Origin of the sequence: Pseudoruegeria sp. HB172150 (assembly GCF_013184805.1) — a bacterium.
Classification (GTDB): Bacteria; Pseudomonadota; Alphaproteobacteria; order Rhodobacterales; family Rhodobacteraceae; genus Psychromarinibacter.
Genome location: NZ_JAATNG010000002.1, coordinates 236,175 through 260,473, shown reverse-complemented (window position 1 = coordinate 260,473; position 24,299 = coordinate 236,175). Strand labels below are relative to the sequence as shown.

The following is a 24,299-nucleotide window of genomic DNA, read 5'->3' as shown; positions in this document are numbered from 1 at the left end:
GACCGGGGAGGAAACGGGTGCGCCGCAACATCGCAACGGGAGGATTTTCATGTCCAAAACGACTCTGACTCGTCGTGGCATGCTCAGAACGGGCGCCGCTACCGGCGCCGGCCTGGCGCTGCCGACGATCTTCACCTCCGGCGCCTCCGCCTTCACCAACGAGCCCGGCGACAGCGAGGTCGTTCTCGGCTTCAACGTGCCGCAGACCGGCCCCTATGCAGACGAGGGCGCCGACGAACTGCGCGCCTATGAACTGGCGGTCGAGCACCTGAACGGCGGTGGTGACGGCGGCATGCTGAACACCTTCTCGTCGAAGGTTCTCGACGGAACCGGCATTCTGGGCCGCAAGGTCAGCTACGTGACCGGCGACACGCAGACCAAGTCGGACGCCGCACGCGCCTCGGCCAAGTCAATGATCGAAAAAGACGGCGCCATCATGATCACCGGGGGTTCGTCCTCGGGTGTGGCTGTTGCCGTTCAGGGCCTCTGCCAGGAAGCCGGCGTCATCTTCATGGCGGGTCTGACCCACTCCAACGACACCACCGGCAAGGACAAAAAGGCCAACGGCTTCCGCCATTTCTTCAATGCCTACATGTCGGCCGCCGCGCTGGCGCCGGTGCTTGAGAAGCTCTATGGCACTGACCGTTCGGCTTATCACCTGACCGCCGACTACACCTGGGGCTGGACCCAGCAGGAATCGATCGCCGCGGCGACCGAAGCCATGGGCTGGAACACCGTCAACAACGTGATGACGCCGCTCGCATCGACGGACTTCTCGTCCTACATCGCGCCGGTCCTGAACTCTGGCGCCGACGTGCTGGTCCTGAACCACTACGGCGGCAACATGGTCAACTCGCTGACCCAGGCAGTTCAGTTCGGCCTGCGCGACAAGCAGGTGAACGGCAAGAACTTCGAGATCGTCGTGCCGCTTTACTCCGAACTGATGGCGAAGGGTGCGGGCGAGAACATTTCTGGCATCGTCGGCTCGCAGAACTGGGACTGGAAACTGGAGGACGAGGGCACCAAGGCTTTCGTGCAGTCGTTCGGCACCAAGTACGGCTTCCCGCCGAGCCAGGCTGCACACACCTGCTACGCTCAGACACTGATCTATGCGGATGCCGTCACCCGCGCCGGGTCGTTCAACCCGTGCGACGTGGCCGCAGCGCTGGAAGGCTACGAGTTCGACGGCCTCGGCAACGGCCCGACGCTGTATCGTGCCGACGACCACCAGTGCTTCAAGGACGTGCTGGTCGTGCGTGGCGCCGAGAACCCGGAAGACGAGTTCCACCTGGTGGAGATCGTCGAAGTGACGCCGGTCACCCAGGTGACCTATCCGCCGGATCATCCGATGTTCGCCGGCGGCGATCTCGGGTCCTGCAACCCGGGCGCTTAACAGACGAAAAATGCTAACCGTTAGGGCGGGGAAACTCCCGCCCTAACAGGATGGACGCTGCCCGTCGCAGCGTGCCATTTCCCTGTGGCTGTTCTGGTGGGACCGATGGACGCAATCATTCTCCAGGTGCTGAACGGGCTCGACAAGGGCTCCGCCTATGCGCTGATCGCGCTCGGGCTGACGCTGATCTTCGGCACGCTCGGCGTGGTCAACTTCGCCCACGGCGCGCTGTTCATGCTGGGGGCCTTCTGCGCGGTGACGCTGCAGCGGCTGTTCACCCTCAGCTACACCGTGATCGATGAGACGCAGACAGATTTTCTCGGCAATCCGAAGAAGGTGCAGATTCCTTATGTGGAATCCTGGTTCGGCGAGGATTTCGGGCATTGGCTGATCGACTGGTCGGTGCCATTGGCAGTGCTGTTCGCGATCCCGGTGATGATCCTTCTGGGCTTCATCCTGGAACGCGGCCTGATCAAGCATTTCTACAAGCGTCCACATGCCGACCAGATCCTGGTGACTTTCGGCCTGGCCATCGTTCTGCAGGAACTGATCAAGTATTTCTTCGGCGCCAACCCGATCCCGACCCCCGCGCCCGAGGTGTTCCAGGGCTCGTTCGATTTCGGCGTCCTGATCGGCTTTCCGCCGAATGCGATCATCTATCCCTACTGGCGGATGATCTACTTCGTCTTCTCGCTGCTCATAATCGCGATGGTCTTCGGTTTCCTGCAGTTCACGACGTTCGGCATGGTGGTTCGGGCCGGCATGGCCGACCGCGAGACCGTCGGGCTGCTGGGCATCAACATCGACCGCAAGTTCACCATCATGTTCGGCATAGCGGCCGCGGTGGCCGGGGTAGCGGGCGTGATGTACACGCCGATCAACTCGCCGAACTATCACATGGGCATGGATTTCCTCGTGCTCAGCTTCGTCGTGGTCGTCGTCGGCGGCATGGGCTCTTTGCCCGGGGCCGTGCTGGCGGGCTTCCTGCTTGGGATCCTGGAGGCGTTCGCCTCGATGAACTGGATCAAGGACATCATTCCCGGCATCGACCAGATCATCATCTACCTGATCGCAATCGTGATCCTGCTGACCCGTCCGCGCGGCCTCATGGGGCGCAAGGGCGTGATGGAGGAATAAGAGACCATGCTTGGCCTTTCCAAAAAAGACACCCGGTTCCTGCTGATCGTCATCGCGCTCACTCTGCTGACGCCGATCCTGCTGCAGCCGTTCCCGGAAGGTTCCGGCCTGGCGCAGTTCAACGCAGGCTACCCGGACCTGATGCAGCGCTTCGCGATCTTCGGGATCTTCGCCATCGGCTTCAACATCCTGTTCGGCCTGACCGGATACCTGTCCTTCGGTCACGCCGCGTTCCTGGGCGTGGGGTCCTACTCGGTGGTCTGGATGTACAAGCTCCTGAGCTACAACATCCTGCCGGGGCTGATCCTTGCAGTCATCGTTTCGGGCATCTTCGCGCTGGCGATCGGCTACATCTCGCTACGGCGGACGGGGATTTACTTCTCGATCCTGACGCTGGCCTTCGCGCAGATGTCGTTCAACCTCGCCTACTCGGTGCTGACGCCGCTGACCAACGGCGAAACGGGTTTGCAGGTCTATACCGATGACCCGCAGATCCTGGCCGGAGAGAACTCTCCGACCTCTCCGCATCTCTTCGGCATCGTGATGCGCGACAACTTCTGGCAACCGAGTGTCGGTGGGTGGGAGTTCACCTTCAACTACGGCTATTATTTCTGCGCCATCGTCGCGATCCTGGCCTTCTACCTGTCGCTTCGGATCTTCCGCTCGCCCTTCGGCATGATGCTGCGCGCAATCAAGACCAACCAGACGCGGCTTAACTACACCGGACTGCATTCGCGGCCTTACACGCTGGCGGCCTTCGTGATCTCCGGCATGTATGCCGGGCTCGCAGGCGGGCTGCTGGCGGCCATGGATCCTCTGGCCGGGGCCGAGCGGATGCAATGGACCGCCTCGGGCGAGGTGGTGCTGATGACGATCCTCGGCGGCGCGGGCACCCTGATGGGGCCGGTTCTGGGCGCGGGTTTCATCAAGTACTTCGAGAACATCTTCTCGAAAATCAACGACAGCGTCCTGCACGGCTGGTTCGGCTGGATGCCTGACGGGATGGAGGATGCGATTATCTCGGTCTCTCACTTCTTCGTCGGCAAGAGCTGGCACCTGACGCTGGGCCTGCTGTTCATGCTGGTGGTCATCTTCCTGCCCGGTGGCCTGGTCGAGGGCGGCCAGCGCATCGCACGGATGTTCCGCCGCAAGAAGACCTCGGACAGCGACGCCGAGCATCACCCGAAACCCGCCCCACACGTTGGCGAGTAAGGAGGCGCGACCATGGGCATTCTTGAAGTCAAGGGCGTCAACAAGCGCTTCGGCGGATTGCAGGCGCTGGGAGATGTAAACCTTTCGGTTGCCGAACAGTCGGTCCACGCGATCATCGGACCGAACGGAGCGGGTAAGTCGACACTGCTCAACTGCCTGGTCGGCAAGCTGATCCCCGACACCGGCTCGGTGATGTTCGACGGCCAGTCGGTGCTGGGGCGCAAGCCGCACGAGATCAACCAGATGGGCATCAGCCGGGTGTTCCAGACGCCCGAAATCTTCGCTGATCTGTCGGTGCTGGAAAACGTCCTGATCCCCTGTTTCGCCCGCCGCGACGGCGCGTTTCGCATGCACGCCTTCGAAACCGTCGCCAACGAGGGCGAGATCAACGATCAGGCCGAGCAGATGCTGGCCGACGTCAACATGCTGGAAAAGCGCAACATGCTCGCGGCCTCGTTGTCACGCGGCGACAAGCGGCGGCTGGAGATGGCAATGTGCCTGGTCCAGCAGCCCAAGCTGCTGCTACTGGACGAGCCCACCGCCGGCATGGCGCGGGCCGACACCAACAACACGATCGACCTGCTGAAGCAGATACACGCCGACCGCGACATCACCATGTGCATCATCGAACACGACATGCACGTAGTTTTCTCTCTCGCGCAAAGGATTACCGTACTTGCGCAAGGCACGCCTCTGGTTGAGGATACGCCCGAGAATATCAAGGGCCATCCCAAAGTACGGGAGGCGTATCTCGGAGAGGCACACTGATGGCTGAGACCACCTACGTATTGGTACTGCTCCTATTCAGCAACGCGCGCATGGAAACCGTAATCGGCATAGAAATGCAGGCATTCACGACGGAAGAAACCTGCAAGGCCGCCGCGGAAGGCATCACCAAGTCGCGGGCGTTCGTGCAGTGGCGATGCGAACCGCAATGACGCCCGGCTAGGGCGGGAACGAAGGAAACCTGAAGATGACGTTGACCGAAGATCAGCTGACAACGCGCGAAAGGCCGGATTTTTCCCGGCATTCCAATCACGCCGCGACCGCGCCAGCCTTCTTTTCGGCTTGGGACCTGCACGCCTATTACGGCGAGAGCTACATCGTGCAGGGCGTCAGCTTCAACATCCACGAGGGCGAGATCCTGGCCCTGCTGGGCCGCAACGGCGCCGGCAAGACCTCGACGCTTCGCGCCATTGCGCGTGTCGGCAGCCCGCTCCTGACCCACGGTGAAGTCTGGCTGGATCATCAGCCGCTGCACAGCATGACCAGCCATCAGGCCGCCGCAGCCGGAATCCAGCTGGTCCCCGAGGACCGGCGTATCATTCCCGGCCTGACCGTCGAAGAGAACCTGCAACTGGCGCAGATCACCCCGCCAGTGGGCTGGTCGCTGGACCGGATTTACGAACTTTTCCCCCGGCTCGGAGAACGCCGCAAGCAGGAGGGTGTGACGCTGTCGGGCGGGGAGCAGCAGATGCTGGCCATCGCACGCGCGCTGTCACGCAGCATCAAGGTGCTTCTGCTCGACGAGCCTTACGAGGGACTGGCCCCTGTCATCGTGGACGAGATCGAAAAGACACTGAACATCATCAAGGAACAGGGCATCACCACTGTCATCGTGGAGCAGAACGCTGTCCGCGCGCTGATGCTCGCTGACCGGGCGGTGATCCTTGACACCGGGACCGTTGTGTTTGACGGAACGGCACAGGAAGTACTCGACAACGAGGCGCTGCGCGCCGAGTACCTGGCGATCTAGGCCGGATGCCCCTAGCCGGGCGGTACCAAGCCCCCGCCCTCTCCGGGCCGGGGGTGCTAAGGGATGGAGGAGATAGCAATGCTGGACACCGTAGATAACGTCTACAAGCCAAGCGACGATTTTGTCGCCAAGGCGCATGTGACTCCCGAGAAATACAAGGAAATGTACGAGGCATCCGTCGCCGACCCGGAAGCGTTCTGGGGCGAGCACGGCAAGCGGATCGACTGGATCGAGCCTTACAGCAAGGTGAAGGACACTGACTTCAGCTTCGGCAAGGTTTCGATCAAGTGGTACGAGGATGGCGTCCTGAACGTCGCCGCCAACTGCATCGACCGTCACCTGGCAACGCGCGCCGATCAGACCGCGATCATCTTCGAGCCCGACGACCCGGAGACCCCGGCGCAGCACATCAGCTATCGGGAGTTGCATGAGAAGGTCTGCCGCTTTGCGAACGTGCTGCTGAGCCAGGGCGTGATGCGCGGCGACCGCGTGATCATCTACCTGCCGATGATCCCCGAGGCGGCCTATGCGATGCTCGCCTGCGCCCGTATCGGCGCAATCCATTCGGTGGTCTTCGCCGGCTTCTCGCCCGACGCGCTGGCGAACCGGATCAACGACTGCGGCGCCAAGCTGGTGATAACCGCGGATACCGCGCCGCGCGGCGGCCGCCGGACCAACCTCAAATCCAACACCGACGCTGCGCTGTTGCACTGCTCGGACAAGGTGCGCTGTCTGGTCGTGAAGCATACCGGCGACCAGACCACCTGGATCCAGGGCCGCGATGTCGACGTGAAGGCGCTGATGGAGACGGCCGCACCGGATTGTCCGCCGCGCCCGATGAAGGCGGAAGACCCGCTGTTCATCCTCTACACGTCAGGCTCCACAGGGAAGCCGAAGGGTGTGGTGCATACCTCGGGCGGTTATCTCGTTTACGCCTCGATGACGCAGGAATACACCTTCGACTATCACGACGGCGATATTTTCTGGTGCGGTGCAGATGTGGGCTGGGTCACTGGCCATACCTATATCGTCTATGGCCCGCTGGCGAACGGCGCGACGACGCTGATGTTCGAAGGCGTGCCGACCTATCCCGATGCCGGCCGTTTCTGGCAGGTGATCGAGAAACACAAGGTCAACCAATTCTACACCGCCCCCACCGCGATCCGCGCGCTGATGGGTCAGGGCACGGAATTCCCGGCGAGATCCGACCTGTCCAGCCTCAAGGTGCTGGGAACGGTCGGTGAACCGATAAACCCGGAAGCCTGGAACTGGTACAACGACCATATCGGCAAAGGAAAACTGCCGATCGTCGATACATGGTGGCAGACCGAAACCGGCGGCCACATGATCACGCCGCTGCCCGGCGCGGTTGCGACCAAGCCGGGTTCGGCCACCCTGCCCTTCTTCGGCGTGCAGCCGGTGGTGCTGGAGGCCGAAAGCGGCAAGATCATCGACAGCAACCCTGCCGAGGGCGTGCTGGCCGTGAAGGACAGCTGGCCCGGCCAGATGCGCACCGTCTGGGGCGATCACGAACGGTTCCAGGCCACGTATTTCCAACAGTACAAGGGTTACTACTTCTCGGGCGACGGCTGCCGCCGGGATGAGGACGGCTACTACTGGATCACCGGCCGCGTTGATGACGTGATCAACGTCTCCGGCCACCGGATGGGCACGGCAGAGATCGAATCCGCGCTTGTCGCCCATGCCAAGGTCGCCGAGGCCGCCGTCGTCGGCTTTCCGCACGACATCAAGGGTCAGGGCATCTATTGCTACGTGACCCTGATGAACGATCAGACGCCTTCGGACGAGCTGAAGAAGGAACTGGAGACCTGGGTGCGTACGGAGATCGGCCCGATTGCCAAGCCGGACGTGATCCAGTGGGCGCCGGGCCTGCCCAAGACCCGCTCGGGCAAGATCATGCGCCGCATCCTGCGCAAGATCGCCGAGAACGATTACGGTGCGCTGGGGGATACCTCGACGCTGGCCGATCCGTCGGTGGTTGACGAACTGATCGAGAACCGGGCGAACAAGTAACGCCCGATTCCAGCCTTGAACGGGGTGCGCGTTGACCGCGCACCCCGTTTATTCCGCCGCACAGGCCATGGCGCGGGCGGACATTTCGGCATCCAGCTCCGCCAGCAGCCCAAAGAACTGCCGCCGTACATCGTCCGCAAAGGGATTGTCGCGCTCGATTGCCTCGAAGACCCCCGGCGCGTCGTGGCGCACCATATCCACGGCCTCGATCAGGCGGTCGTAGCTGAGGGTCGTCATCTCGCCTGGCAGCGGTTCCATCCGCACCAGCACCTTCGCGATCAGGTGGGTCAGGCCCTGCACGGTGGCGGCTTCCCGGTCATGCGCCTCGGGCGTGGTGATGATTACCCGCAGCCCAAGCGCCCGGCGCAGGAACGCGGCCAGCCGCAGGTGCCGCCGCCCGCGCACAGGGCAAAGCGCAATCTTCAGCCCGGCGACACCGTTCGCGGCGCTTTGCGGGCCGAAGAGCGGATGCGTCGCAACGATATCGACGTGATCAGGCAGGCCGCGCCGCATGATCTCGGCGGGCTTCACCTTGACCGAGCCCACATCGAGCACCAAAGCGCCGGGCCGGAAATGCGGGGCGATGGCCGCCACCGTTTCAGCCAGCTTGGCTACCGGCACAGCCAGGACGACCATGTGGCAGCGCGCGACCTGCGCGAGGTCGGTCAGTTCCACACCCAACCGATCCGCCACCGCCGCCAACCCCGGATCGGGGTCGTATGCGCACAACGGCACATAGCGCCGCAATTCCCGCGCCATCAACTGCCCGAAGGCGCCGAAGCCGACGATGCCGACTGTATTTTTCGTGGGTTCCGTGCCGTTCCGCATGGGGTGACCTCTGTAGTGGCGCAGCGCCAGAGGCATCCCATGAAAAAACCGCTGGCGATGCAGCGGTTGAACAAAGACTGAGCATCCGCCGCTATGAGAGCGGCGCGTAATAGATCCCGGCGTGATGCGATGCAGTCGTCATGGGGTGGCGATACCGAAGGGGCGGATGTAAGTCAACTGGATGTACGTTGGGAAGATGGCGGCTGCCTGCACCCTATTTATCGGGGTCCGTCAAAGAAGCACTGCTCATCATTTCGCTCAGCATTCCATCCGAATTGAAGAGCGATACGGCGTTCCCGGCTGCATCCACGGCGACGAGCCCACCCTCGCCTCCGACCGAAGCGAGCGTCTCGAGGATTGCGCCCCGCACAGCGGCGTCCAGTGTTTCACCGCCGTAGCGCATTCGCGCCGCTACCTCGTGTGACAGTACCGTCTGCAGAAAGCTTTCGCCATGCCCGGTGGCCGCAATCGCCACCAGCCCGTTCTCGGCAAATAATCCGGCGCCGGGGATTGGGCTGTCGCCGATACGGCCGGGCAACTTTGCCCCGAACCCGCCGGTGGAGGTCGCGGCAGCAAGATCACCGCAGCGGTCCAGCGCCACAGCGCCGACCGTCCCCTTCTCTTCGAAGGCCTCACCGTTACCGGTGCGTTCGAAATAGCCTGTATCAACTGTCTCTGCGCCGAGCTCGGACAGGGCTTCGTCCGCCGATACCCCGGAAAGCATTACATGCGGCGTCCATGTCATCACCAGCCGTGCGGCACGCACCGGATTCTTCAAGCTCCGGACCGCCGCGACTGCCCCGGCACGGCGGGTGCGACCATCCATGATGCCGGCATCGAGTTCGACGACACCTTTCGCGTTGGCGTTCGCGCCCTTGCCCGCGTTGAACGCACCCGAGTCCTCGAGCATTGCGACGGCTTCCTCCACCACGGCGAGCGCGGGTGCGCCTCCGTCGAGCCAACGGGCGGCTTGCACGGCGACATCGCGCAGGACCGTTCTGCGCGTCGTGCCAGGCGGATCACCCCAGAAGGCGCCGCCATGTACTATGATCGTGAACCGGTCGGACGCGCGACAGCGCAGCTTCGGGTTGGCGATCCGGGCCTCAAGCCAGGCGGTATCCGCCCGTGATGGCGCCACCCAGAACGACAGCACAGCGACGGCGGCCACCAGAACAGCTGCTCCGGTCATCGACATCGACACTTTCTTCATCGTCATGGTCCGGTTCCGAGGGCCTGATACATTGGCAGTATCGCAACCGGCCAACCGAGCCGCCAACAGCAGAGTGCGACGGGTCCGCGATCCCGCGCATTTCCGCCGGCGCGGTTGCCCATGGCATCAACGACAAAGGACCGGAGCGTGCGCCCCGGCCCTTTGTCAAACTGTCTAGCTGCGTATCGGGTTTACCGAACCAGCGCAGCCTTCATCGATTTCGCGGTCTTGTACACTGCCTTGGGCAGGTAGCTCAGGCGCAGCTGTCCATTCTTCTTCACAGGGTGGAAGGGCAGCAGCGCGCGTGCGGTCACAACAGTCATGATGCTCTCCTATTCAGTTTCTATTTCGTCTCGCTGTATTGCGAATGGTTCTCATATAGATCCGCACAACGGAAACGTCAATACTTTGTATATACATTTTTTCGGAGTCTGGCCAAGTTTCCGGTTCGGAACCCCGAATGCGTCTGTCGTGCACAGACGCGCCGGCGGAAACGCTTTCCAGCCGGCAAGAGCGTTGACTTAGGCCGGAGCCGGACGCGGTCAACCGGCGAATTCGGCACTGGCAACGTGGCCGGCGCATTTGAGTTCTCTGTGCGTTGCAGGGGTCGGAAACGCAGATGGCCGGAGCTAATTCTCCGGCCATCGCAGTCGTTTCGACGATACTCGTTAACGCCGTGCCTTCCGACCGTAAAGGTTCGGCGGCAGGTAGGATAATCGTCCGGTTTTCCAGTCACTCCGGTTCCGGACAGGCAAAAGGCATCTCGCGACGTGCACGTTCATGCCGACCTCCTTTGAAATTCATGTTCAAAATCAGATGTTGCAGAGAAATAATTCTGCGTATGACGTGGCGTATCATTTCGGTTTTTGACCGGCCAGTCAGGAAAACCAGACCTTCCACGATCCCCACGGAAACGGGCCTGCGCTGCGGTTATGTCCGGCAGGGAACTTTCCGTACGGCATAACGTTAGCAAAGCAGGTATCCGGCGTGCCGTCCCGCAGAACGCGGCAGGCTGGACAGTACTAAGGAACTGAGGAGACCCTATGAAACGCATCGCAACCGCCATCGCCCTTACCGGTATTGTCGGCCTGTCCGCCTGCAGCGGATATTCGAACGACGAAGTGGCCGGTGCGCTCGTCGGCGCCGGCGTTGGCACCGTTACCGCAAAGATGCTTGGGGCCGATGACAACTGGACTGTAATCGCCGCGCTCGGCGGCGTGGCTGCGGGGACCATGGTCGCCCGTAACCAGCAGCAGAATACCTGCGCCTATTCCAACGGTGACGGCACCTATTACACGGCGCCCTGCCCGTAATTCCCACCACTCACACCCCACGAAAAAGGGCGGCCCCACGGGACCGCCCTTTCTATTTGTCGGAACGAATGCCTACTTCAGCGCTTCGTCGGTGATCATGTGGGTCCAGGCACCTTCGCTGGGTTCCTCGGTGATCGCCGGGTTCTCGGGCGACACGGCGGACAGCAGCGTGGCCACGGTCTGGTCGAAATCAGCCGGATCAAGCGAACCGTCGGAGCCGGCGGTCAGCTTGGCGATCTCGCCCATCATGTAGAGCTGGTGCTCGTAGGTCTGCGCGCCGGTTTCGTCGGCTTCGACCACGATCTCGGCCGCTTCTTCCGGGTTCTCCTCGGCGTATTTCCAGCCCTTCATCGAAGCGCGGACGAAGCGGACCATCTTGTCGACGAATTCCGGATCCTGCAGGTCCTCTTCCATGACATAGAGGCCGTCCTCCATCATCCCGACGCCTTCTTCGAGGTAGTTGAAGGTGACCAGCTCATCCTCGGAGATGCCCGCATCCAGCACCTGACCGTATTCGTTATAGGTCATGACCGAGATGCAGTCGGCCTGCTTGTTCAGAAGCGGATCGACGTTGAATGCCTGTTTCAGCACCTCGACGCCCTCGGCACCGCCATCGGTCGGCACGCCCAGCTTCGCCATCCAGGCGTAGAAGGGATATTCGTTGCCGTAGAACCAGACGCCCAGCGTGTGGCCGGGGAAGTCATCGGGCGTTTCGATGCCGGATTCCTTCAGGCAGGTCAGCTGCAGGCCGCCGGATTTGAAAGGCTGGGCGATGTTGACCAGAGGCAGGCCGCGTTCGCGGGCGGCAAGGCCGGCGGCCATCCAGGTGGTGATCACATCGGCACCGTCGCCGGCGATCACCTGCTCGGGCGCGATATCCGGGCCGCCCGGCTTGATGGTGACGTCAAGGTCTTCCTCTTCGTAGAAGCCCTTTTCCTGCGCCACGTAATAGCCCGCGAACTGCGCCTGGGTGACCCATTTCAGCTGCAGCGTGACCTCATCGGCGGCGTGGGCAGCACCCGTGCCCATCCCCAGCGCCATTGCGCCGATCATCAGTTTCTTCATCGTTACCTCCTTGTTGTCGTTCAGGTATTCTCAGCTTCGTTGCGAGGGATGCCAGAAGGTCAGCCCCCGTTCGGCCAGCACCACAAGCCCGTAAAAGACGGAACCGGCGATGGCGGCCACGGTGATCTCGGCCCAGACCATATCAATCCCGAGCCGCCCCACCTCTGTCGAGATGCGAAAGCCCATGCCCCGGGTGGGGGAACCGAAATATTCGGCGACAATCGCTCCGATCAGCGCCAGCGTTGTTGAAATTTTCAGCCCGTTGAAAATGAAGGGCAAAGCGGCGGGCAGCCGCAGCTTGACCAGCGACTGCCAGTAGCTGGCCGAGTAGGTCTTCATCAGGTCGCGCTGCATCTGGGTGGTGTCGGCGAGGCCCTGTACCGTGTTCACCAGCATCGGGAAGAACACCATGACGACCACGACCGCCGCCTTGGAATGCCAGTCGAAACCGAACCAGCTGACCAGGATCGGCGCGATGCCGATGATCGGCAGGGCGGCGACGAAATTGCCGATGGGCAGCAGACCGCGCTTGAGGAAATCCACGCGGTCGATGGCCAGCGCCGCCAGGAACGCGATGCTGCAGCCGATGATGTAGCCGGTCAGTGCACCCTTCAGCACCGTCTGCAAGAAGTCCTGCCACAGAACTGTGGCAGAGCCAGAGAAGCGGTCCGCGATACCCGAGGGTGCCGGCAGGATCACCGGCGACACTTCGAGCCCGCGCACCAGCAGTTCCCACATCGCGAGGATCGTGACGCCGAACAGGACCGGCACCGCCACCCGCGCGGCCGTCGTGTCGTGGCCCGGACCCTGGGCGATACGGACGCAGATGAAGGACCCGGCGGCCCAGACCACGAAGGCGAGGATCACGGAACTCATTGCGCGAACCCCATGCGTTTCATCACGACGGTCTGCAGCAGCGCCACGACGCTGACGAGGATGCCGGCCAGCGCCGCCGCCGCCAGCAGGGCCGACCAGATCATCAGCGGATTGCCGAACTGGTCACCGACAAGGATCCGGGCGCCTAGACCCCGCACCGCACCGGTCGGGAGTTCACCCACGATGGTGCCCACCAGCGCCGCGGCGATGCCGATCTTCAGCGAGGTGAAGAGATAAGGAACCGAGGTCGGCAGCCGCAGCTTCCAGAATTCCTGCGCCGGCGTCGCGTTGTAGGTCTTCATCAGGTCGATCTGCATGGCGTCGGGCGCCGTCAGCCCCTTCACCATGCCCACCAACACCGGGAAGAAGCAGAGATAGGCCGCGATGATTGCCTTGGGTACTGCGCGCCCCTCTACCCCCATCGAGGCCAGGACGACGATGATCATCGGCGCGATGGCGACGATGGGAATGGTCTGCGAGATGATGGCCCACGGCATCAGGCTCATCTTAAGGGTGCGGCTATAGACGATGCCGACGGCCATCAGCAGCCCGACGACCGTGCCCAGAATGAAACCCGCCAGCGTCGAGGTCAGGGTGATCCAGCCGTGATAGACGAGGCTGCGCTTCGAGGTGACCTTCTTGTCGATCACCGTGTCGTAAAGCTCCGCCGCCACCTGGTGCGGCGCGGGCAGGCGCGGGCGATCCTGGGTCATCGTGTCCTGCACGATCTCGGTCAGGGTCAGCGGCCCCTCGGCACGGTCGAGTGTCCACGCGGAGTTCATCCAGATCGCGCCGAGATACCAGATGATCAGGATCGCCGAGAGGACGGTGAGGATTGGCAGGATGTTACGCATCGCCGTCCCTCCGGGCCCGTCGTTTGCGCAGGTACTGCATGCCCATGTTCGACAGCTCGTAGACCAGAAGCAGCGCGATCATGGCGATAAAATAGGCCAGCACGTCAGGCTTGCCCGGTTCCGGCGCCCAGACGCCACGCATCCAGAGCCCGAACAGGATCAGCCAAAGGATCAGCCCGGCCAGCAGTATCCAGCGCCGCACCGTCATCGTCGCGCGGCCCCTGCGGGCCAGACGATCAGCGCCACTGCGATGATGCCTAGCGCGATGCCGGCCAGCTGGATTGGCCGTGGCCGTTCGCCGAAGATGCCGAAAGCCACGACGTTGATCAGCACCAGTTGAAGAACGGCGGACACCGAGACGGCGACCGCCAGCCCGGTTTCGCGCATCAGCCGCACCATCAGCAAGTTGCCCGAGGTGTACAGAGCCAACGCCAGAAGCAGCATCCACGTCTGCGGCGCATCGACATATCGGCGCAGCGCCGCGCTTCCCAGAAGGAAGACCGCCGCCGTGACGACGAGAAGGATCTGTGTTGCGCCGCTCATCTCGGGTCACTCGTCATAGGCATGTCCCGCCCTGAGCCCCTCGCGGACGCGGTGGGCGATTTCGAGGAATTCCTTGCTGTCGCGGATATCCAGTGGACGTTCCTTTGGCAGCGGGCTTTCGATCACGTCGGTGATCCGGCCGGGGCGCGGCGACATCACCACGATGCGGGTCGAAAGATACACCGCCTCGGGGATCGAGTGGGTGACGAAGGCGATGGTTTTTTCGGTCCGCGACCAGAGCTGGAGGAGCTGCTCGTTCAGGTGGTCGCGCACGATCTCGTCCAGTGCACCGAAGGGCTCGTCCATCAGCAGGATATCGGCGTCGAAGGCCAGCGCCCGTGCGATCGACGCGCGCTGCTGCATGCCGCCGGAAAGCTGCCAGGGATATTTTTTCTCGAACCCCGCCAGTTCCACCAGATCCAGCACGCGCGCGACTCTTTCCGACATTTCAGCCTTCGGATAGCCCATGATCTCCAGCGGGAGGCGCACATTTCCCGCAATCGTCCGCCACGGGTAAAGGCCCGCCGCCTGGAAAACGTAACCGTAGGCGCGGCTGCGGCGCGCTTCGTCTGGGGTCATTCCGTTCACGGTCAGATCGCCGCCAGTGGGTGTTTCCAGCCCGGCGATGCAACGCAGCAGGGTGGTCTTGCCGCAGCCGGACGGGCCGATGAAGGATACGAAGTCACCCTTCCCGATCCCGAGGTTCACGTCCGTCAGCGCATGGACGGGTCCGTCATTCGTCTGGAATACCAGTTCCAGCTTCTTTGCTTCGATGACGCTCACGCCAGTCCTTCCCCGTTCAGTCTCAATCCTCCGGCATCCCCCACAGCCCCGGCTCGGCGAATTCCACAGAGTTTCCCGCCGGGTCGCGCAGGTAGATAGAGCGGGCGCCGTTCGGCCACTCGAAATCCGCCTCTACCGTCAACCCCGCCGCCTCGACCCGCGCGCGCCAGCCGTCCAGCGCCGCGCGTTTCACGGCAAAGCAGACATGCCCCGGTCCCTCCGAGCCATGCGGCGGCACTGGCAGCCGGGCGTTGGCCGTTTGTTGCCGCGTGGCTTCCGCGATGAAACATAGCAGAACCGTCGTCCCGCAGCGAAAGAACACGTGCCGCCCCGGTACGCGCAGGATCTCTTCCAGCCCCAGCAGGTCGCCATAGAACCCCGCTGCCGCGTCGAGGTCGTCGACATAGACGGATGCTTCCAGCACGCCGGTCAGTCCGGATATCTCCGCCGTGTCGGTCACCAATGCTCCCCTTTCCGCGCAGGCGGCGTGCGGCGCGGATCATGCTTGACTCACCCCGCCCGCGCTGCGTCCACTTTTGCCATTAGGGTAATGGAGGTAGCGATGTCCGACCAGATGCCGACAGACTGCAAGAAACTCCGCCTTGGCGGCACCTATGACGGCAAGCAGGGCTTTACCTATTTCGAGGGCATCGCCCGCGAGACGACTGGCGCGCAGGCGATCTGCATGCACATCCTGCGCATTCCTCCGGGTGGCCGCGCCAAGGCGCATATGCACGAATCCCACGAGACGGCGATCTACGTGCTGGAGGGCGAGGCGATCATGTACTGGGGCGACAAGCTGCAGCACCGGATGGAGACGAATGCCGGCGAGCTGATCTACATCCCCGCCGGCGTGCCGCACCTCCCGATCAACACCGGCGCGACAGAGGCGGTCGCCGTGATCGCCCGCACCGACCCGCACGAACAGGAGAGCGTTCGCCTTCTGCCGGAACTGGAGGAGATGGTCCCCGCCTGATGCGGCGGCATGCCTAGACATCGGCGTGCCTCCAACGCTCCGCCAGCTTTTCGGTCGCCTCGAACAGGCTGTGGCTTCGCGTGGCAAGCCGTTCCCCGGCGATGAAATTCTCCATCCGGTCCCAGTCGCGCAGTAGTGTGCTGCGCCAGTAGTCGCGATAGAGCGCCTCGTCGATGGCGCCGCTGCCGACCATCCGTGACATGAGGCTGTAGACCGACAGGATGAACCGGGCGCGGCGTTTCTCGACATCTTCGAGCGCATCGTAGTCCTTCATATGCGGCCCGGCGAAAAACTCTGCCCGGGCGTCGCGAAATTTCTCGTCCTGCAGGGTCTCGTGGATCGACGCCAGCGACTCGCGCTGCAGCCGCCGTTTATCGGTATCGACATCCTGCCGCTGAAGTCCGACCTGCCACCAGATGAACACCGTCGTGACGATCACCGCCAGCGAGGCGGCGACCGTCGAGACGTCGGCAAGTACGTCGACCCACCACACCTGGCCGTCAGACCCCGGTGGCCGGGATGCCCGTCCGCTCGACCTTGCGCGGCGAGGTCAGCTCCTTCCAGGTGCTGAGCGCCTTGTTCACCGGGTTCACCGGCTCGCGCTTGACGAACTTGCCGTGACCCTCCTCGGGCTTCGTCTCGCCATCCATCACCGCGACGCGGCCGCGGGTCAGGACAAAGCGCGGCAGGCCCTTCACGTGCTTGCCCTCGAAGACGTTGTAATCGATCGAGGATTCCTGCGTCTTGGCAGAGATCGTTTTTTCCTTCTCCGGGTCCAGCACGACGATGTCGGCGTCCGCGCCAACGAGGATCGCGCCCTTCTTCGGGTAACAGTTCAGGATCTTCGCGATGTTGGTCGACGTGACCGCGACGAACTCGTTCGGGGTCAGCCGCCCGGTGCCGACGCCGTAGGTCCAGAGCATCGGGATCCGATCCTCCAGCCCGCCGGTGCCGTTCGGGATCTTGGTAAAATCGCCGACGCCATAGCGTTTCTGATCAGTGGTAAAGGCGCAGTGGTCCGTCGCGACACAGGACAAGGAGCCGGAGGCGAGGCCGTTCCACAGAGAATCCTGGTGCTGCTTGTTGCGGAAGGGCGGCGACATCACGCGGCGGGCGGCGTGGTCCCAGTCCTTGTCGAAATACTCGCTCTCATCCAGCGTCAGGTGCTGGATCAGCGGTTCGCCGTAGACGCGTTTGCCCAGCATGCGGGCGCGCCGAATGGCCTCGTGGCTGTCCTCGCAGGACACATGGACCACGTACAAGGGCACGCCCGCCATGTCGGCGATCATGATGGCGCGGTTGGTGGCCTCACCCTCAACCTGCGGCGGCCGGGAATAGGCGTGGCCTTCGGGCCCGTTATTCCCCTCGGCAAGCAGCTTGGCGGACAGGTCGGCGACGATATCGCCGTTCTCGGCATGGACCAGCGGCATGGCGCCCAGTTCGGCGCAGCGCTGGAACGACGCGAACATCTCGTCGTCGTTCACCATCAGCGCGCCCTTGTATGCCATGAAATGCTTGAAGGTGGTGATGCCCCGGTCCTTCACCACCGTCTCCATCTCGTTGAAGACCTGCTCGTCCCACCAGGTGATCGCCATGTGGAAGCTGTAGTCGCAATGCGCACGGGTGGACTTGTTATCCCACATCTGCAGCGCGTCGAGCAGCCCCTGCCCCGGATTGGGCAGCGCGAAATCGACCACCATCGTGGTGCCGCCTGCCAGCGCGGCGCGCGTGCCGCTTTCAAAATCATCAGAGCTGTAGGTGCCCATGAACGGCATTTCGAGGTGGGTGTGCGGGTCGATCCCGCCGGGCATGACGTAGCAGCCGGTCGCGTCCAGCACCTCGTCGCCCTTCAGGTCCGGCCCGATCTCGACGATCTTGCCGCCCTCGACCAGCACATCGGCCTTGTAGGTCAGATCGGCCGTCACGACGGTCCCGTTCTTGATGACAGTGGTCATGCTGTGCTCCCTGTTCTCGTCTTTTCGTCTCGTTGTGTTTCATGCAGCCGCAGGTGTCGCGGCGTGTCAGCTTTTCCGGAACAGCCGCGCGAAGGCGGCGTATTCCGCCGGCACCCGATTTTCGACGGCCACGACCACGCCTTCCTGGGCCACAAACCGCACCGGGCTGGTGGGCGGGGCCGTTTCGGGCCCAGCCGCGGCCTCGGCGGCAACTTCCGTGGCGCCGTTCTCAGCCGGTCGCTTGTCTTCGAGTTCCGGCAGCGCTTCGGCCATGCCGGGCAGAACCGCACCGAACATCAGCGCGCTCAGCATCTTCTTCTTGCGGACATCCGCCGCTGTGATCTGGATTTCCTCGAATTCCGGTCCGTCGCTCATTCCACGATCTCCGCCGTTTCCACCACCGCGTGGAACAGCACGTCTGTCCCGGCGCGGGCCCATTCGGGCGATATCTCTTCGGCCTCGTTGTGGCTCAGCCCGTCCACGCAGGGGCACATCACCATGGCCGTCGGCGCCACCTGGTTGATCCAGCAGGCATCGTGCCCGGCGCCGGAAATGATGTTTCTGTGCGAGTATCCCAGCCGTTCCGCCGCATTCCGCACCGCAGCCACGCAGGTTTCGTCAAATTCCACCGGATCGAAACCGCCGGTCTTCTCGAACTCGACTTCCAGCCCCATCTCATCGCAGATGGTCTGCGCCGCCACACGAAGCCGCGCCTCCATATCGGTGATCACCGCCAGTTCCGGCGAGCGGAAGTCTACCGTAAACACCGCCTTTCCGGGGATCACGTTGCGCGAGTTCGGGTAGATGTCGATATGCCCGGCCGCGCCGACCGCATGGGGCGCGTGGGACAGTGCGATTTCCTCGACCTTCTCCAGAACCCGCGCCATGGCGAGGCCCGCGTTCTTGCGCATGGGCATCGGAGTGGAGCCGGTATGCGCGTCCTTGCCGATGATGGTCAGCTGCAGCCAGCACAGCCCCTGCCCGTGGGTGACGACGCCGATATCCTTACCCTCGGCCTCGAGGATCGGGCCCTGCTCGATATGCAGTTCGAACAGCGCGTGCATCTTCCGCGCGCCGACCTCCTCGTCGCCTTTCCAGCCGATCCGCACCAATTCGTCGCCGAATTTCTTGCCCTTTGCATCGACGCGGTCATAGGCCCAGTCCTGCGTATGCACCCCGGCGAAAACGCCGGAGGCGAGCATCGCGGGTGCGAACCGGGTGCCTTCCTCGTTGGTCCAATTCACCACCACGATCGGGTGCTTGGTCTTGATGTCCAGATCGTTCAGCGTGCGGATCACCTCCAGCCCGCCAAGTACGCCCAGAACGCCATCGTACTTGCCGCCGGTCGGCTGCGTGTCGAGGTGCGAGCCGACATAGACCGGCAGCGCATCCAGGTCCGTCCCTTCCCGCAGGGCGAACATGTTGCCCATCTGGTCGAGGCCCATGGAACAGCCCGCCGCCTCGCACCATTTCTGGAACAGTGCGCGGCCTTCGCCATCGGCATCAGTCAGGGTCTGCCGGTTGTTGCCACCCGCGACACCGGGGCCGATCTTGGCCATTTCCATCAGCGAGTCCCAAAGCCGCTCGCCATTGATCCTCAGGTTTTCGCCGGGGGCTGCCATGGGGTCTCCTTCAGTCCTGTCCCGCTTCGGCCGCAAGACGGCGCAGCACGGCCATCGCCTGCTCCGCCAGATCCTCGGGCACGAAGATATGGTCGTGATGATAGCCCGCGACGACATTCGCGGGGATGTTTTCCTGCGCCAGTGCGCCGGACACAGCGGCGGTAAGCCCGACGCCGTCCAGCGCCGAATGTACGCGCAGCCGGATCATCCGCATCGGCATCTCTGCAGGCGCATGCTCAGCATCCACGATCAGCGACAGCGCCTCGGGCTCGCGGAACAGCGCAGTGGCCGCTGATTGCAATGCTGCAGGTGGCTCGCCCGAAAATGTCGCGAACGCAAATCGCCCGGCCGTCAATTCCGGGTCCATCTGGCGGACCAAGGCCGTGCTGTCCTTTACCGCCCCCTCGGTCATAGTCGCGCCAGGGACGAGCATGTGCCGCCGTCCGTTCCGCCTGCCCCGGCACGGATACCGAAGATCGAAGCGGCGGGCCGGTCGTGCGCCATGGCAATTTCTCCATGATGGGCTTTGGCTGCGCGAAGCAAAGAGTTTGACCAATTGGTCAGGAAGACGCTACCACGGCAAGGAAAGACGTCAAGGCCTTCCAAAGCGACGCATAGTCAGTAACAATTCTGCACGGAAAAAAGGATAAAAATGGACGCTTCCGCGCCCCGAACACGCATTCAGGAAAAGAACACCGCTGCTATTCTCGACGCCGCGCTGGATGCCTTTTCGCAGGCCGGTTTCCGGGGTGCGACGCTCGATGACATCTCCAGGGCCGCCGGTCTTTCGAAGCCGAATCTGCTCTACTATTTCGCCTCCAAGGAAGCGATTTACGTACAGGTCCTGTCGGGCGTTCTGGATCTGTGGCTGGATCCCCTCAAAGAACTGACCGACGACGGCGACCCCATAGAAGAGGTCGTCGCATATGCGCAGCGCAAGCTGGAAATGGCGCGGGAATATCCTCGCGAAAGCAGGTTGTTCGCGAATGAGATTCTGCAGGGCGCACCGCGCATACTGGACATCATCGAAGGTCCGCTGAAGCAGATGGTGGACGAGAAGGCCGCGCTGATCCGGGGCTGGACCCGTGCCGGGCGGATTGCGGATATCGACCCCTATCACCTGATCTTTTCGATCTGGTCGACGACCCAGCACTATGCCGATTTTGACATCCAGGTGCGTGGAATCCTCGGACCCGGCAACGGGCACTTCGAAGACGCGGCAGCGTTTCTCGAGCACCTTTATCGAAGCGCCCTTACACCCCGTTAACCAGCACCCCAGAATCCCGGTTGTGTTAACACTTTCCGGCACCTCGCTGGCTTATATTGAGCCCTGATCGAGTCCGAGTGCAGGAGCAGAAGAATGGGTGAGTTTGCCCCGATACAACAGACGCTGGGCGGGGGCGTCCTCCCGATCCGTGCGCATACAGAGGCCATTGCCCCGGTGTTGGCGCCGGTGGAATCCACCTCTGGCGGGCGCGGCCCGCAGGCCCGGATGGACACTGCCACGCCGCCACTGGCCCGACCGTCCACGCGCGAACGGGGCGAAAGCGACACCGCGGCCCGAATGCCCGAGCGGCCGAAGATCGACGAGTTCACGCTGATCGGACCGTCGCCGGCGTTCCAGGCCAACGTACTTGAGCTGGAACGCGACCTGCAGCGCGCCATCGAGCGGCTGGAGGCGGAACGCAGCCGGGTCGAAGCGGAGGCGGCGATCAAGATCGAACGGGCGGAGGCACGCGCAGACGCGGCGGAGACCGCCCGCGACACGGCCGAGTCGAAAGCCAGAAAGCCTGAGAAACCTGTCGCGCCGGTTCAGGCTACACCGGCCGTCCCCGAGGCGCCGGAACCGCCGAAGGAAGCAGTGGCCGCGACGGAAGCGCCGCCACCTGAACCTGTCGAGGCCACCGAAGCCTGACCTTCCCCGCTTAACGGGGCAGCCAGCAACGCGCTACTCTGCGGCTGGCCGCGCAGCTGGGTTGTTCGGATGCGTCGTCCAGTTCGCATACTCTTTCGCGACTTTCCGACCGGTCCGCTCGTCCATTGCACCCGGTGCCAATTCCTCCATCGTAATGCAGCCCTCGACCGGGCAGACGTTCACACACAGATTGCACGCGACGCATTCGTCGTCCTTCACCTCGAACACCCGATCCGCACTCATCGAGATCGCCTGGTGTGACGTGTCTTCGCAGGCAGCATAGCAACGGCCGCACTTGATGCAGGCGTCCTGATCGATCCGCGCCTTGGTGATGTAGTTGAGGTTCAGGTACTGCCAGTCGGTCACGTTCGGCACCGCACGACCCACAAAGTCGGCGACCGAAGCATGACCTTTCTCGTCCATCCACTGCGACAGGCCAGAGATCATCTCCTGCACCACCTTGAAGCCATAGGTCATGGCGGCGGTGCAGACTTGTACGTTGCCCGCGCCCAGCGCCATGAACTCCGCAGCGTCGCGCCAGGTGGTCACGCCGCCGATGCCGGAGATCGGAAGGCCGTGAGTTTCCGGATCGCGGGCGATCTCGGACACCATCGACAACGCAATCGGCTTCACCGCCGGGCCGCAATAGCCGCCGTGGGAACCTTTGCCGTCAATCGTCGGCTCCGGCGCGAAACTGTCGAGGTCCACGCCGGTGATCGAGTTGATCGTGTTGATCAGAGACACCGCGTCGGCGCCGCCGGCTTTCGCCGCACGCGCAGGCTTGCGGATATCGGTGATGTTGGGCGTCAGCTTCACGATCACCGGCATCCGCGAGTACTGCTTGCACCAGCGCGTCACCATCTCGATGTATTCGGGCACCTGGCCCACAGCCGAGCCCATGCCCCGCTCGCTCATCCCGTGCGGACAGCCGAAATTCAGCTCGATCCCGTCGGCGCCGGTTTCCTCGACCAGCGGGAGGATCGACTTCCACGCCTGTTCCTCGCAGGGGACCATGATCGAGACCACGACCGCCCGATCCGGATAATCCCGCTTTACCTGCTTGATCTCGCGCAAGTTCACTTCCAGCGGCCGGTCGGTGATCAGTTCGATGTTGTTCAGACCCAGAAGCCGCCGGTCCGCGCCCCAGATCGCGCCATAGCGCGGGCCGTTCACGTTGACCACGGGCGGGCCTTCCTCGCCCAGCGTCTTCCAGACCACGCCGCCCCAGCCGGCCTCGAAGGCGCGGCGGACGTTGTATTCCTTGTCGGTCGGCGGCGCCGAGGCCAGCCAGAATGGGTTCGGGGACTTGATCCCCACGAATTCGCTGCTCAGATCGGCCATCGCTGGCACCTCCTGGTGGCTGTCGTCCCTGTTGCTGCGAGCCTAGCTAAGGCTCGCGTGAATATCCTCGGCCGCGTCGCGCCCCTCGGCCACCGCCGTCACGGTCAGGTCGTCGCCGCCGGTGGCGCAGTCGCCCCCGGCCCAGACCTTCGCGACCGAAGTACGGCCGGCGCCGCTTACCTTGATCTTGCCGCCGTCCAGCGCCAACCCTTCCGGCGCGCCGTCCAGCTTCTGCCCGATGGCGCGGAACAGCTGGTCGGCGGGCAAAGTGAACCGCTCTCCAGTGCCGGTCAGACCGCCGGGACCGTCCTCGGTGTACTCGAACTCGACCTCGCGCACCGCGCCGTTGCCGATCACCTTCACCGGCATCGCGTGGGTCATTATGCGGACACCCTTCGACGCCGCGAGGTCCTGTTCATAGCCCGAGGCCGCCATCCGGTCCTGCCCACGGCGGTAGACGATGGTGACATTCTCGGCGCCCAGCAGCTTCGACTGCACGGCGGCGTCCACGGCGGTCATGCCACCGCCGATCACCACCACGTTCCGCCCGACGGGCAACGCGCCAAGATCCCGCGCCTGACGCAGCTCGGCGATAAAGTCGACCGCATCGGCGACGTTCTCCACCTCCTCGCCCTCGGCACGCAGGGCATTTACCCCGGCCAGTCCGATACCCAGGAAGACGGCGTCATACTCCGCCACGAGCGCGTCCAGCGACAGCCCGTTGCCCAGTGCCTGCCCCTGCCGCACCTCGATGCCGCCGATCTGCAGCAGCCAGTCGACCTCTTTCTGCGCGAAATCGTCCACCGACTTGTAAGACGCGATACCGTATTCGTTCAGCCCGCCCGGCTTTGTCCGCGCGTCGAAGATCACCACGTCATGGCCCTTCATCGCCAGTCGATGCGCGCAGGACAGGCCCGCCGGCCCCGCGCCGACAACCGCCACCCGCTTGCCAGTCGCCGCAGCCCGCGAAAACGGATGCGAGTTCTTCGCCATCAGCTTGTCGGTCGCGTAGCGCTGCAGCCGCCCGATCTCCACGGGCTTACCCTCGGCCACCTCGCGCACGCAGACCTCCTCGCACAGCGTCTCGGTCGGGCAGACCCGTGCGCACATGCCGCCAAGGATGTTCTGGTCGAAAATCGTCTTCGCTGCCGCCTCGGGCGTGCCGGTCGCGATCTGGCGGATGAACAGCGGAATGTCGATCGAGGTCGGACAGGCGGTCATGCAGGGCGCGTCGTGGCAGAAATAGCAGCGATCCGCGGCGACGGTCGCCTCATGCGCATCGAGCGGCGGATGCAGGTCGCCGAAATTCCGGGTCATTGCCTCGCTGGGCAGCCGACCCGCGGCAACGCCGGGGGTGAAGGGGCTGTGTCCCATCTGGGTCTCCCTGTCGCATTTATGATGCATCCACACTGACACAGGCAGGAATTTTATCAACTGGTAAAATTTTGATATGCGAAACGGCTACCGATGGCACCGTTATTGCCCA

At 63.4% G+C, this 24,299-nt stretch carries 28 protein-coding genes; 11 read left to right on the top strand and 17 right to left on the bottom strand.

What is annotated here, in order from left to right; translation table 11 throughout:
* The first annotated feature begins 49 nt into the window (after positions 1–49).
* From HCO70_RS13025 to acs, 7 genes are all read left to right on the top strand, one after another.
* Positions 50–1,393: a substrate-binding protein gene (locus HCO70_RS13025; protein WP_172296792.1), complete on the top strand. Its 1,344-nt coding sequence runs from the start codon at positions 50–52 to the stop codon at positions 1,391–1,393.
* A 105-nt stretch (positions 1,394–1,498) separates the two neighbouring features.
* Positions 1,499–2,530, top strand: coding sequence for a branched-chain amino acid ABC transporter permease (locus tag HCO70_RS13020; RefSeq protein ID WP_172296790.1), 1,032 nt, complete (start codon positions 1,499–1,501; stop codon positions 2,528–2,530).
* Between the two features lie 6 nt (positions 2,531–2,536).
* Positions 2,537–3,742 carry a branched-chain amino acid ABC transporter permease gene (locus tag HCO70_RS13015; protein WP_172296788.1) on the top strand — a complete coding sequence of 402 codons (1,206 nt, stop codon included), beginning with the start codon at positions 2,537–2,539 and terminating at the stop codon, positions 3,740–3,742.
* A 12-nt stretch (positions 3,743–3,754) separates the two neighbouring features.
* Positions 3,755–4,510, top strand: coding sequence for an ABC transporter ATP-binding protein (locus HCO70_RS13010; RefSeq protein WP_172296786.1), 756 nt, complete (start codon positions 3,755–3,757; stop codon positions 4,508–4,510).
* Positions 4,510–4,680 carry a hypothetical protein gene (locus HCO70_RS13005; protein ID WP_172296784.1) on the top strand — a complete coding sequence of 57 codons (171 nt, stop codon included), beginning with the start codon at positions 4,510–4,512 and terminating at the stop codon, positions 4,678–4,680. Before HCO70_RS13010 ends, HCO70_RS13005 begins: the two co-directional genes overlap by 1 nt.
* Positions 4,681–4,715: 35 nt before the next feature.
* Complete coding sequence (locus HCO70_RS13000; protein WP_172296782.1) at positions 4,716–5,498, top strand: ABC transporter ATP-binding protein; 783 nt, start codon at positions 4,716–4,718, stop codon at positions 5,496–5,498.
* 78 nt (positions 5,499–5,576) lie between these two features.
* The gene (gene acs, locus HCO70_RS12995; RefSeq protein WP_172296780.1) at positions 5,577–7,532 is read left to right on the top strand and encodes an acetate--CoA ligase; all 1,956 of its coding nucleotides are present in this window, start codon (positions 5,577–5,579) and stop codon (positions 7,530–7,532) included.
* A gap of 48 nt (positions 7,533–7,580) precedes the next feature.
* On the opposite strand, the gene HCO70_RS12990 is transcribed toward acs, so the two are convergent.
* From HCO70_RS12990 to HCO70_RS25010, 3 genes are all read right to left on the bottom strand, one after another.
* Complete coding sequence (locus tag HCO70_RS12990) at positions 7,581–8,360, bottom strand: prephenate dehydrogenase (protein WP_172296778.1); 780 nt, start codon at positions 8,358–8,360, stop codon at positions 7,581–7,583.
* Between the two features lie 214 nt (positions 8,361–8,574).
* The gene (locus tag HCO70_RS12985) at positions 8,575–9,576 is read right to left on the bottom strand and encodes an isoaspartyl peptidase/L-asparaginase family protein (protein ID WP_172296776.1); all 1,002 of its coding nucleotides are present in this window, start codon (positions 9,574–9,576) and stop codon (positions 8,575–8,577) included.
* 185 nt (positions 9,577–9,761) lie between these two features.
* Positions 9,762–9,893 carry a hypothetical protein gene (locus HCO70_RS25010; RefSeq protein ID WP_256372997.1) on the bottom strand — a complete coding sequence of 44 codons (132 nt, stop codon included), beginning with the start codon at positions 9,891–9,893 and terminating at the stop codon, positions 9,762–9,764.
* A 720-nt stretch (positions 9,894–10,613) separates the two neighbouring features.
* Between HCO70_RS25010 and HCO70_RS12980 the strand changes: the two genes are divergently transcribed.
* On the top strand, positions 10,614–10,883 hold the full coding sequence (locus HCO70_RS12980; RefSeq protein ID WP_172296774.1) for a glucose-6-phosphate isomerase: 270 nt from the start codon (positions 10,614–10,616) through the stop codon (positions 10,881–10,883).
* 72 nt (positions 10,884–10,955) lie between these two features.
* On the opposite strand, the gene HCO70_RS12975 is transcribed toward HCO70_RS12980, so the two are convergent.
* The 7 genes from HCO70_RS12975 to HCO70_RS12945 are packed head-to-tail and all read right to left on the bottom strand — an operon-like array spanning position 10,956 to position 15,464.
* A complete protein-coding gene (locus HCO70_RS12975; protein WP_172296772.1) occupies positions 10,956–11,948 on the bottom strand; it encodes an ABC transporter substrate-binding protein in 993 nt (330 codons plus the stop codon).
* Positions 11,949–11,978: 30 nt separating this feature from the next.
* Entirely contained in the window at positions 11,979–12,824 is an 846-nt protein-coding gene (locus HCO70_RS12970) for an ABC transporter permease (RefSeq protein WP_172296770.1), read from the bottom strand.
* Complete coding sequence (locus tag HCO70_RS12965; protein ID WP_172296768.1) at positions 12,821–13,678, bottom strand: ABC transporter permease; 858 nt, start codon at positions 13,676–13,678, stop codon at positions 12,821–12,823. The genes HCO70_RS12970 and HCO70_RS12965 overlap by 4 nt, the downstream gene beginning before the upstream one ends.
* A complete protein-coding gene (locus HCO70_RS12960; protein WP_172296766.1) occupies positions 13,671–13,886 on the bottom strand; it encodes a hypothetical protein in 216 nt (71 codons plus the stop codon). Before HCO70_RS12960 ends, HCO70_RS12965 begins: the two co-directional genes overlap by 8 nt.
* Positions 13,883–14,221, bottom strand: a complete 339-nt coding sequence (locus HCO70_RS12955) for a hypothetical protein (protein ID WP_172296764.1) — start codon at positions 14,219–14,221, stop codon at positions 13,883–13,885. Before HCO70_RS12955 ends, HCO70_RS12960 begins: the two co-directional genes overlap by 4 nt.
* A gap of 6 nt (positions 14,222–14,227) precedes the next feature.
* On the bottom strand, positions 14,228–15,004 hold the full coding sequence (locus tag HCO70_RS12950; RefSeq protein WP_172296762.1) for an ATP-binding cassette domain-containing protein: 777 nt from the start codon (positions 15,002–15,004) through the stop codon (positions 14,228–14,230).
* Between the two features lie 22 nt (positions 15,005–15,026).
* Positions 15,027–15,464 carry a VOC family protein gene (locus HCO70_RS12945; protein WP_371742212.1) on the bottom strand — a complete coding sequence of 146 codons (438 nt, stop codon included), beginning with the start codon at positions 15,462–15,464 and terminating at the stop codon, positions 15,027–15,029.
* 102 nt (positions 15,465–15,566) lie between these two features.
* On the opposite strand from HCO70_RS12945, the gene HCO70_RS12940 reads away from it, so the two are divergent.
* Positions 15,567–15,980, top strand: coding sequence for a cupin domain-containing protein (locus HCO70_RS12940; RefSeq protein ID WP_172296760.1), 414 nt, complete (start codon positions 15,567–15,569; stop codon positions 15,978–15,980).
* Positions 15,981–15,993: 13 nt separating this feature from the next.
* Here the strand turns inward: HCO70_RS12940 and HCO70_RS24855 are convergent, their stop codons facing one another.
* The 5 genes from HCO70_RS24855 to HCO70_RS12915 form a co-directional block, all read right to left on the bottom strand.
* Positions 15,994–16,473, bottom strand: coding sequence for a DUF4760 domain-containing protein (locus HCO70_RS24855; protein ID WP_172296758.1), 480 nt, complete (start codon positions 16,471–16,473; stop codon positions 15,994–15,996).
* A gap of 7 nt (positions 16,474–16,480) precedes the next feature.
* Positions 16,481–17,935, bottom strand: a complete 1,455-nt coding sequence (hydA, locus tag HCO70_RS12930) for a dihydropyrimidinase (protein ID WP_172296756.1) — start codon at positions 17,933–17,935, stop codon at positions 16,481–16,483.
* 66 nt (positions 17,936–18,001) lie between these two features.
* A complete protein-coding gene (locus tag HCO70_RS12925) occupies positions 18,002–18,310 on the bottom strand; it encodes a hypothetical protein (RefSeq protein ID WP_172296754.1) in 309 nt (102 codons plus the stop codon).
* Entirely contained in the window at positions 18,307–19,557 is a 1,251-nt protein-coding gene (locus tag HCO70_RS12920; protein WP_172296752.1) for a Zn-dependent hydrolase, read from the bottom strand. The genes HCO70_RS12925 and HCO70_RS12920 overlap by 4 nt, the downstream gene beginning before the upstream one ends.
* A 10-nt stretch (positions 19,558–19,567) precedes the next feature.
* Entirely contained in the window at positions 19,568–19,990 is a 423-nt protein-coding gene (locus HCO70_RS12915; protein ID WP_216665419.1) for an ACT domain-containing protein, read from the bottom strand.
* Between the two features lie 219 nt (positions 19,991–20,209).
* On the opposite strand from HCO70_RS12915, the gene HCO70_RS12910 reads away from it, so the two are divergent.
* Positions 20,210–20,824, top strand: a complete 615-nt coding sequence (locus HCO70_RS12910) for a TetR family transcriptional regulator C-terminal domain-containing protein (RefSeq protein ID WP_172296750.1) — start codon at positions 20,210–20,212, stop codon at positions 20,822–20,824.
* A gap of 93 nt (positions 20,825–20,917) precedes the next feature.
* Entirely contained in the window at positions 20,918–21,472 is a 555-nt protein-coding gene (locus HCO70_RS12905) for a hypothetical protein (protein ID WP_172296748.1), read from the top strand.
* 33 nt (positions 21,473–21,505) lie between these two features.
* Here HCO70_RS12905 and preA read toward each other — a convergent pair whose 3' ends face one another.
* Entirely contained in the window at positions 21,506–22,813 is a 1,308-nt protein-coding gene (preA, locus tag HCO70_RS12900) for an NAD-dependent dihydropyrimidine dehydrogenase subunit PreA (RefSeq protein ID WP_172296746.1), read from the bottom strand.
* A 42-nt stretch (positions 22,814–22,855) separates the two neighbouring features.
* On the bottom strand, positions 22,856–24,187 hold the full coding sequence (locus HCO70_RS12895) for an NAD(P)-dependent oxidoreductase (protein ID WP_172296744.1): 1,332 nt from the start codon (positions 24,185–24,187) through the stop codon (positions 22,856–22,858).
* Positions 24,188–24,299 lie beyond the last annotated feature (112 nt).

What these genes read in the sequence shown, in the direction of transcription:
- HCO70_RS13010 (WP_172296786.1), top strand. Translation starts at nt 3,755, where the DNA reads ATGGGCATTCTTGAAGTCAAGGGCGTCAACAAGCGCTTCGGCGGATTG.
- HCO70_RS13015 (WP_172296788.1), top strand. Translation starts at nt 2,537, where the DNA reads ATGCTTGGCCTTTCCAAAAAAGACACCCGGTTCCTGCTGATCGTCATC.
- HCO70_RS25010 (WP_256372997.1), bottom strand. Translation starts at nt 9,893, where the DNA reads ATGACTGTTGTGACCGCACGCGCGCTGCTGCCCTTCCACCCTGTGAAG.
- HCO70_RS12955 (WP_172296764.1), bottom strand. Translation starts at nt 14,221, where the DNA reads ATGAGCGGCGCAACACAGATCCTTCTCGTCGTCACGGCGGCGGTCTTC.
- HCO70_RS12895 (WP_172296744.1), bottom strand. Translation starts at nt 24,187, where the DNA reads ATGGGACACAGCCCCTTCACCCCCGGCGTTGCCGCGGGTCGGCTGCCC.
- HCO70_RS12915 (WP_216665419.1), bottom strand. Translation starts at nt 19,990, where the DNA reads ATGCTCGTCCCTGGCGCGACTATGACCGAGGGGGCGGTAAAGGACAGC.
- HCO70_RS12980 (WP_172296774.1), top strand. Translation starts at nt 10,614, where the DNA reads ATGAAACGCATCGCAACCGCCATCGCCCTTACCGGTATTGTCGGCCTG.
- HCO70_RS12970 (WP_172296770.1), bottom strand. Translation starts at nt 12,824, where the DNA reads ATGAGTTCCGTGATCCTCGCCTTCGTGGTCTGGGCCGCCGGGTCCTTC.
- HCO70_RS12910 (WP_172296750.1), top strand. Translation starts at nt 20,210, where the DNA reads ATGGACGCTTCCGCGCCCCGAACACGCATTCAGGAAAAGAACACCGCT.
- HCO70_RS12965 (WP_172296768.1), bottom strand. Translation starts at nt 13,678, where the DNA reads ATGCGTAACATCCTGCCAATCCTCACCGTCCTCTCGGCGATCCTGATC.
- HCO70_RS13025 (WP_172296792.1), top strand. Translation starts at nt 50, where the DNA reads ATGTCCAAAACGACTCTGACTCGTCGTGGCATGCTCAGAACGGGCGCC.
- HCO70_RS12940 (WP_172296760.1), top strand. Translation starts at nt 15,567, where the DNA reads ATGTCCGACCAGATGCCGACAGACTGCAAGAAACTCCGCCTTGGCGGC.
- HCO70_RS12905 (WP_172296748.1), top strand. Translation starts at nt 20,918, where the DNA reads ATGGGTGAGTTTGCCCCGATACAACAGACGCTGGGCGGGGGCGTCCTC.
- HCO70_RS13000 (WP_172296782.1), top strand. Translation starts at nt 4,716, where the DNA reads ATGACGTTGACCGAAGATCAGCTGACAACGCGCGAAAGGCCGGATTTT.
- HCO70_RS12990 (WP_172296778.1), bottom strand. Translation starts at nt 8,360, where the DNA reads ATGCGGAACGGCACGGAACCCACGAAAAATACAGTCGGCATCGTCGGC.
- acs (WP_172296780.1), top strand. Translation starts at nt 5,577, where the DNA reads ATGCTGGACACCGTAGATAACGTCTACAAGCCAAGCGACGATTTTGTC.
- HCO70_RS13020 (WP_172296790.1), top strand. Translation starts at nt 1,499, where the DNA reads ATGGACGCAATCATTCTCCAGGTGCTGAACGGGCTCGACAAGGGCTCC.
- HCO70_RS12985 (WP_172296776.1), bottom strand. Translation starts at nt 9,576, where the DNA reads ATGACGATGAAGAAAGTGTCGATGTCGATGACCGGAGCAGCTGTTCTG.
- HCO70_RS13005 (WP_172296784.1), top strand. Translation starts at nt 4,510, where the DNA reads ATGGCTGAGACCACCTACGTATTGGTACTGCTCCTATTCAGCAACGCG.
- hydA (WP_172296756.1), bottom strand. Translation starts at nt 17,935, where the DNA reads ATGACCACTGTCATCAAGAACGGGACCGTCGTGACGGCCGATCTGACC.
- preA (WP_172296746.1), bottom strand. Translation starts at nt 22,813, where the DNA reads ATGGCCGATCTGAGCAGCGAATTCGTGGGGATCAAGTCCCCGAACCCA.
- HCO70_RS12920 (WP_172296752.1), bottom strand. Translation starts at nt 19,557, where the DNA reads ATGGCAGCCCCCGGCGAAAACCTGAGGATCAATGGCGAGCGGCTTTGG.
- HCO70_RS12960 (WP_172296766.1), bottom strand. Translation starts at nt 13,886, where the DNA reads ATGACGGTGCGGCGCTGGATACTGCTGGCCGGGCTGATCCTTTGGCTG.
- HCO70_RS12925 (WP_172296754.1), bottom strand. Translation starts at nt 18,310, where the DNA reads ATGAGCGACGGACCGGAATTCGAGGAAATCCAGATCACAGCGGCGGAT.
- HCO70_RS12975 (WP_172296772.1), bottom strand. Translation starts at nt 11,948, where the DNA reads ATGAAGAAACTGATGATCGGCGCAATGGCGCTGGGGATGGGCACGGGT.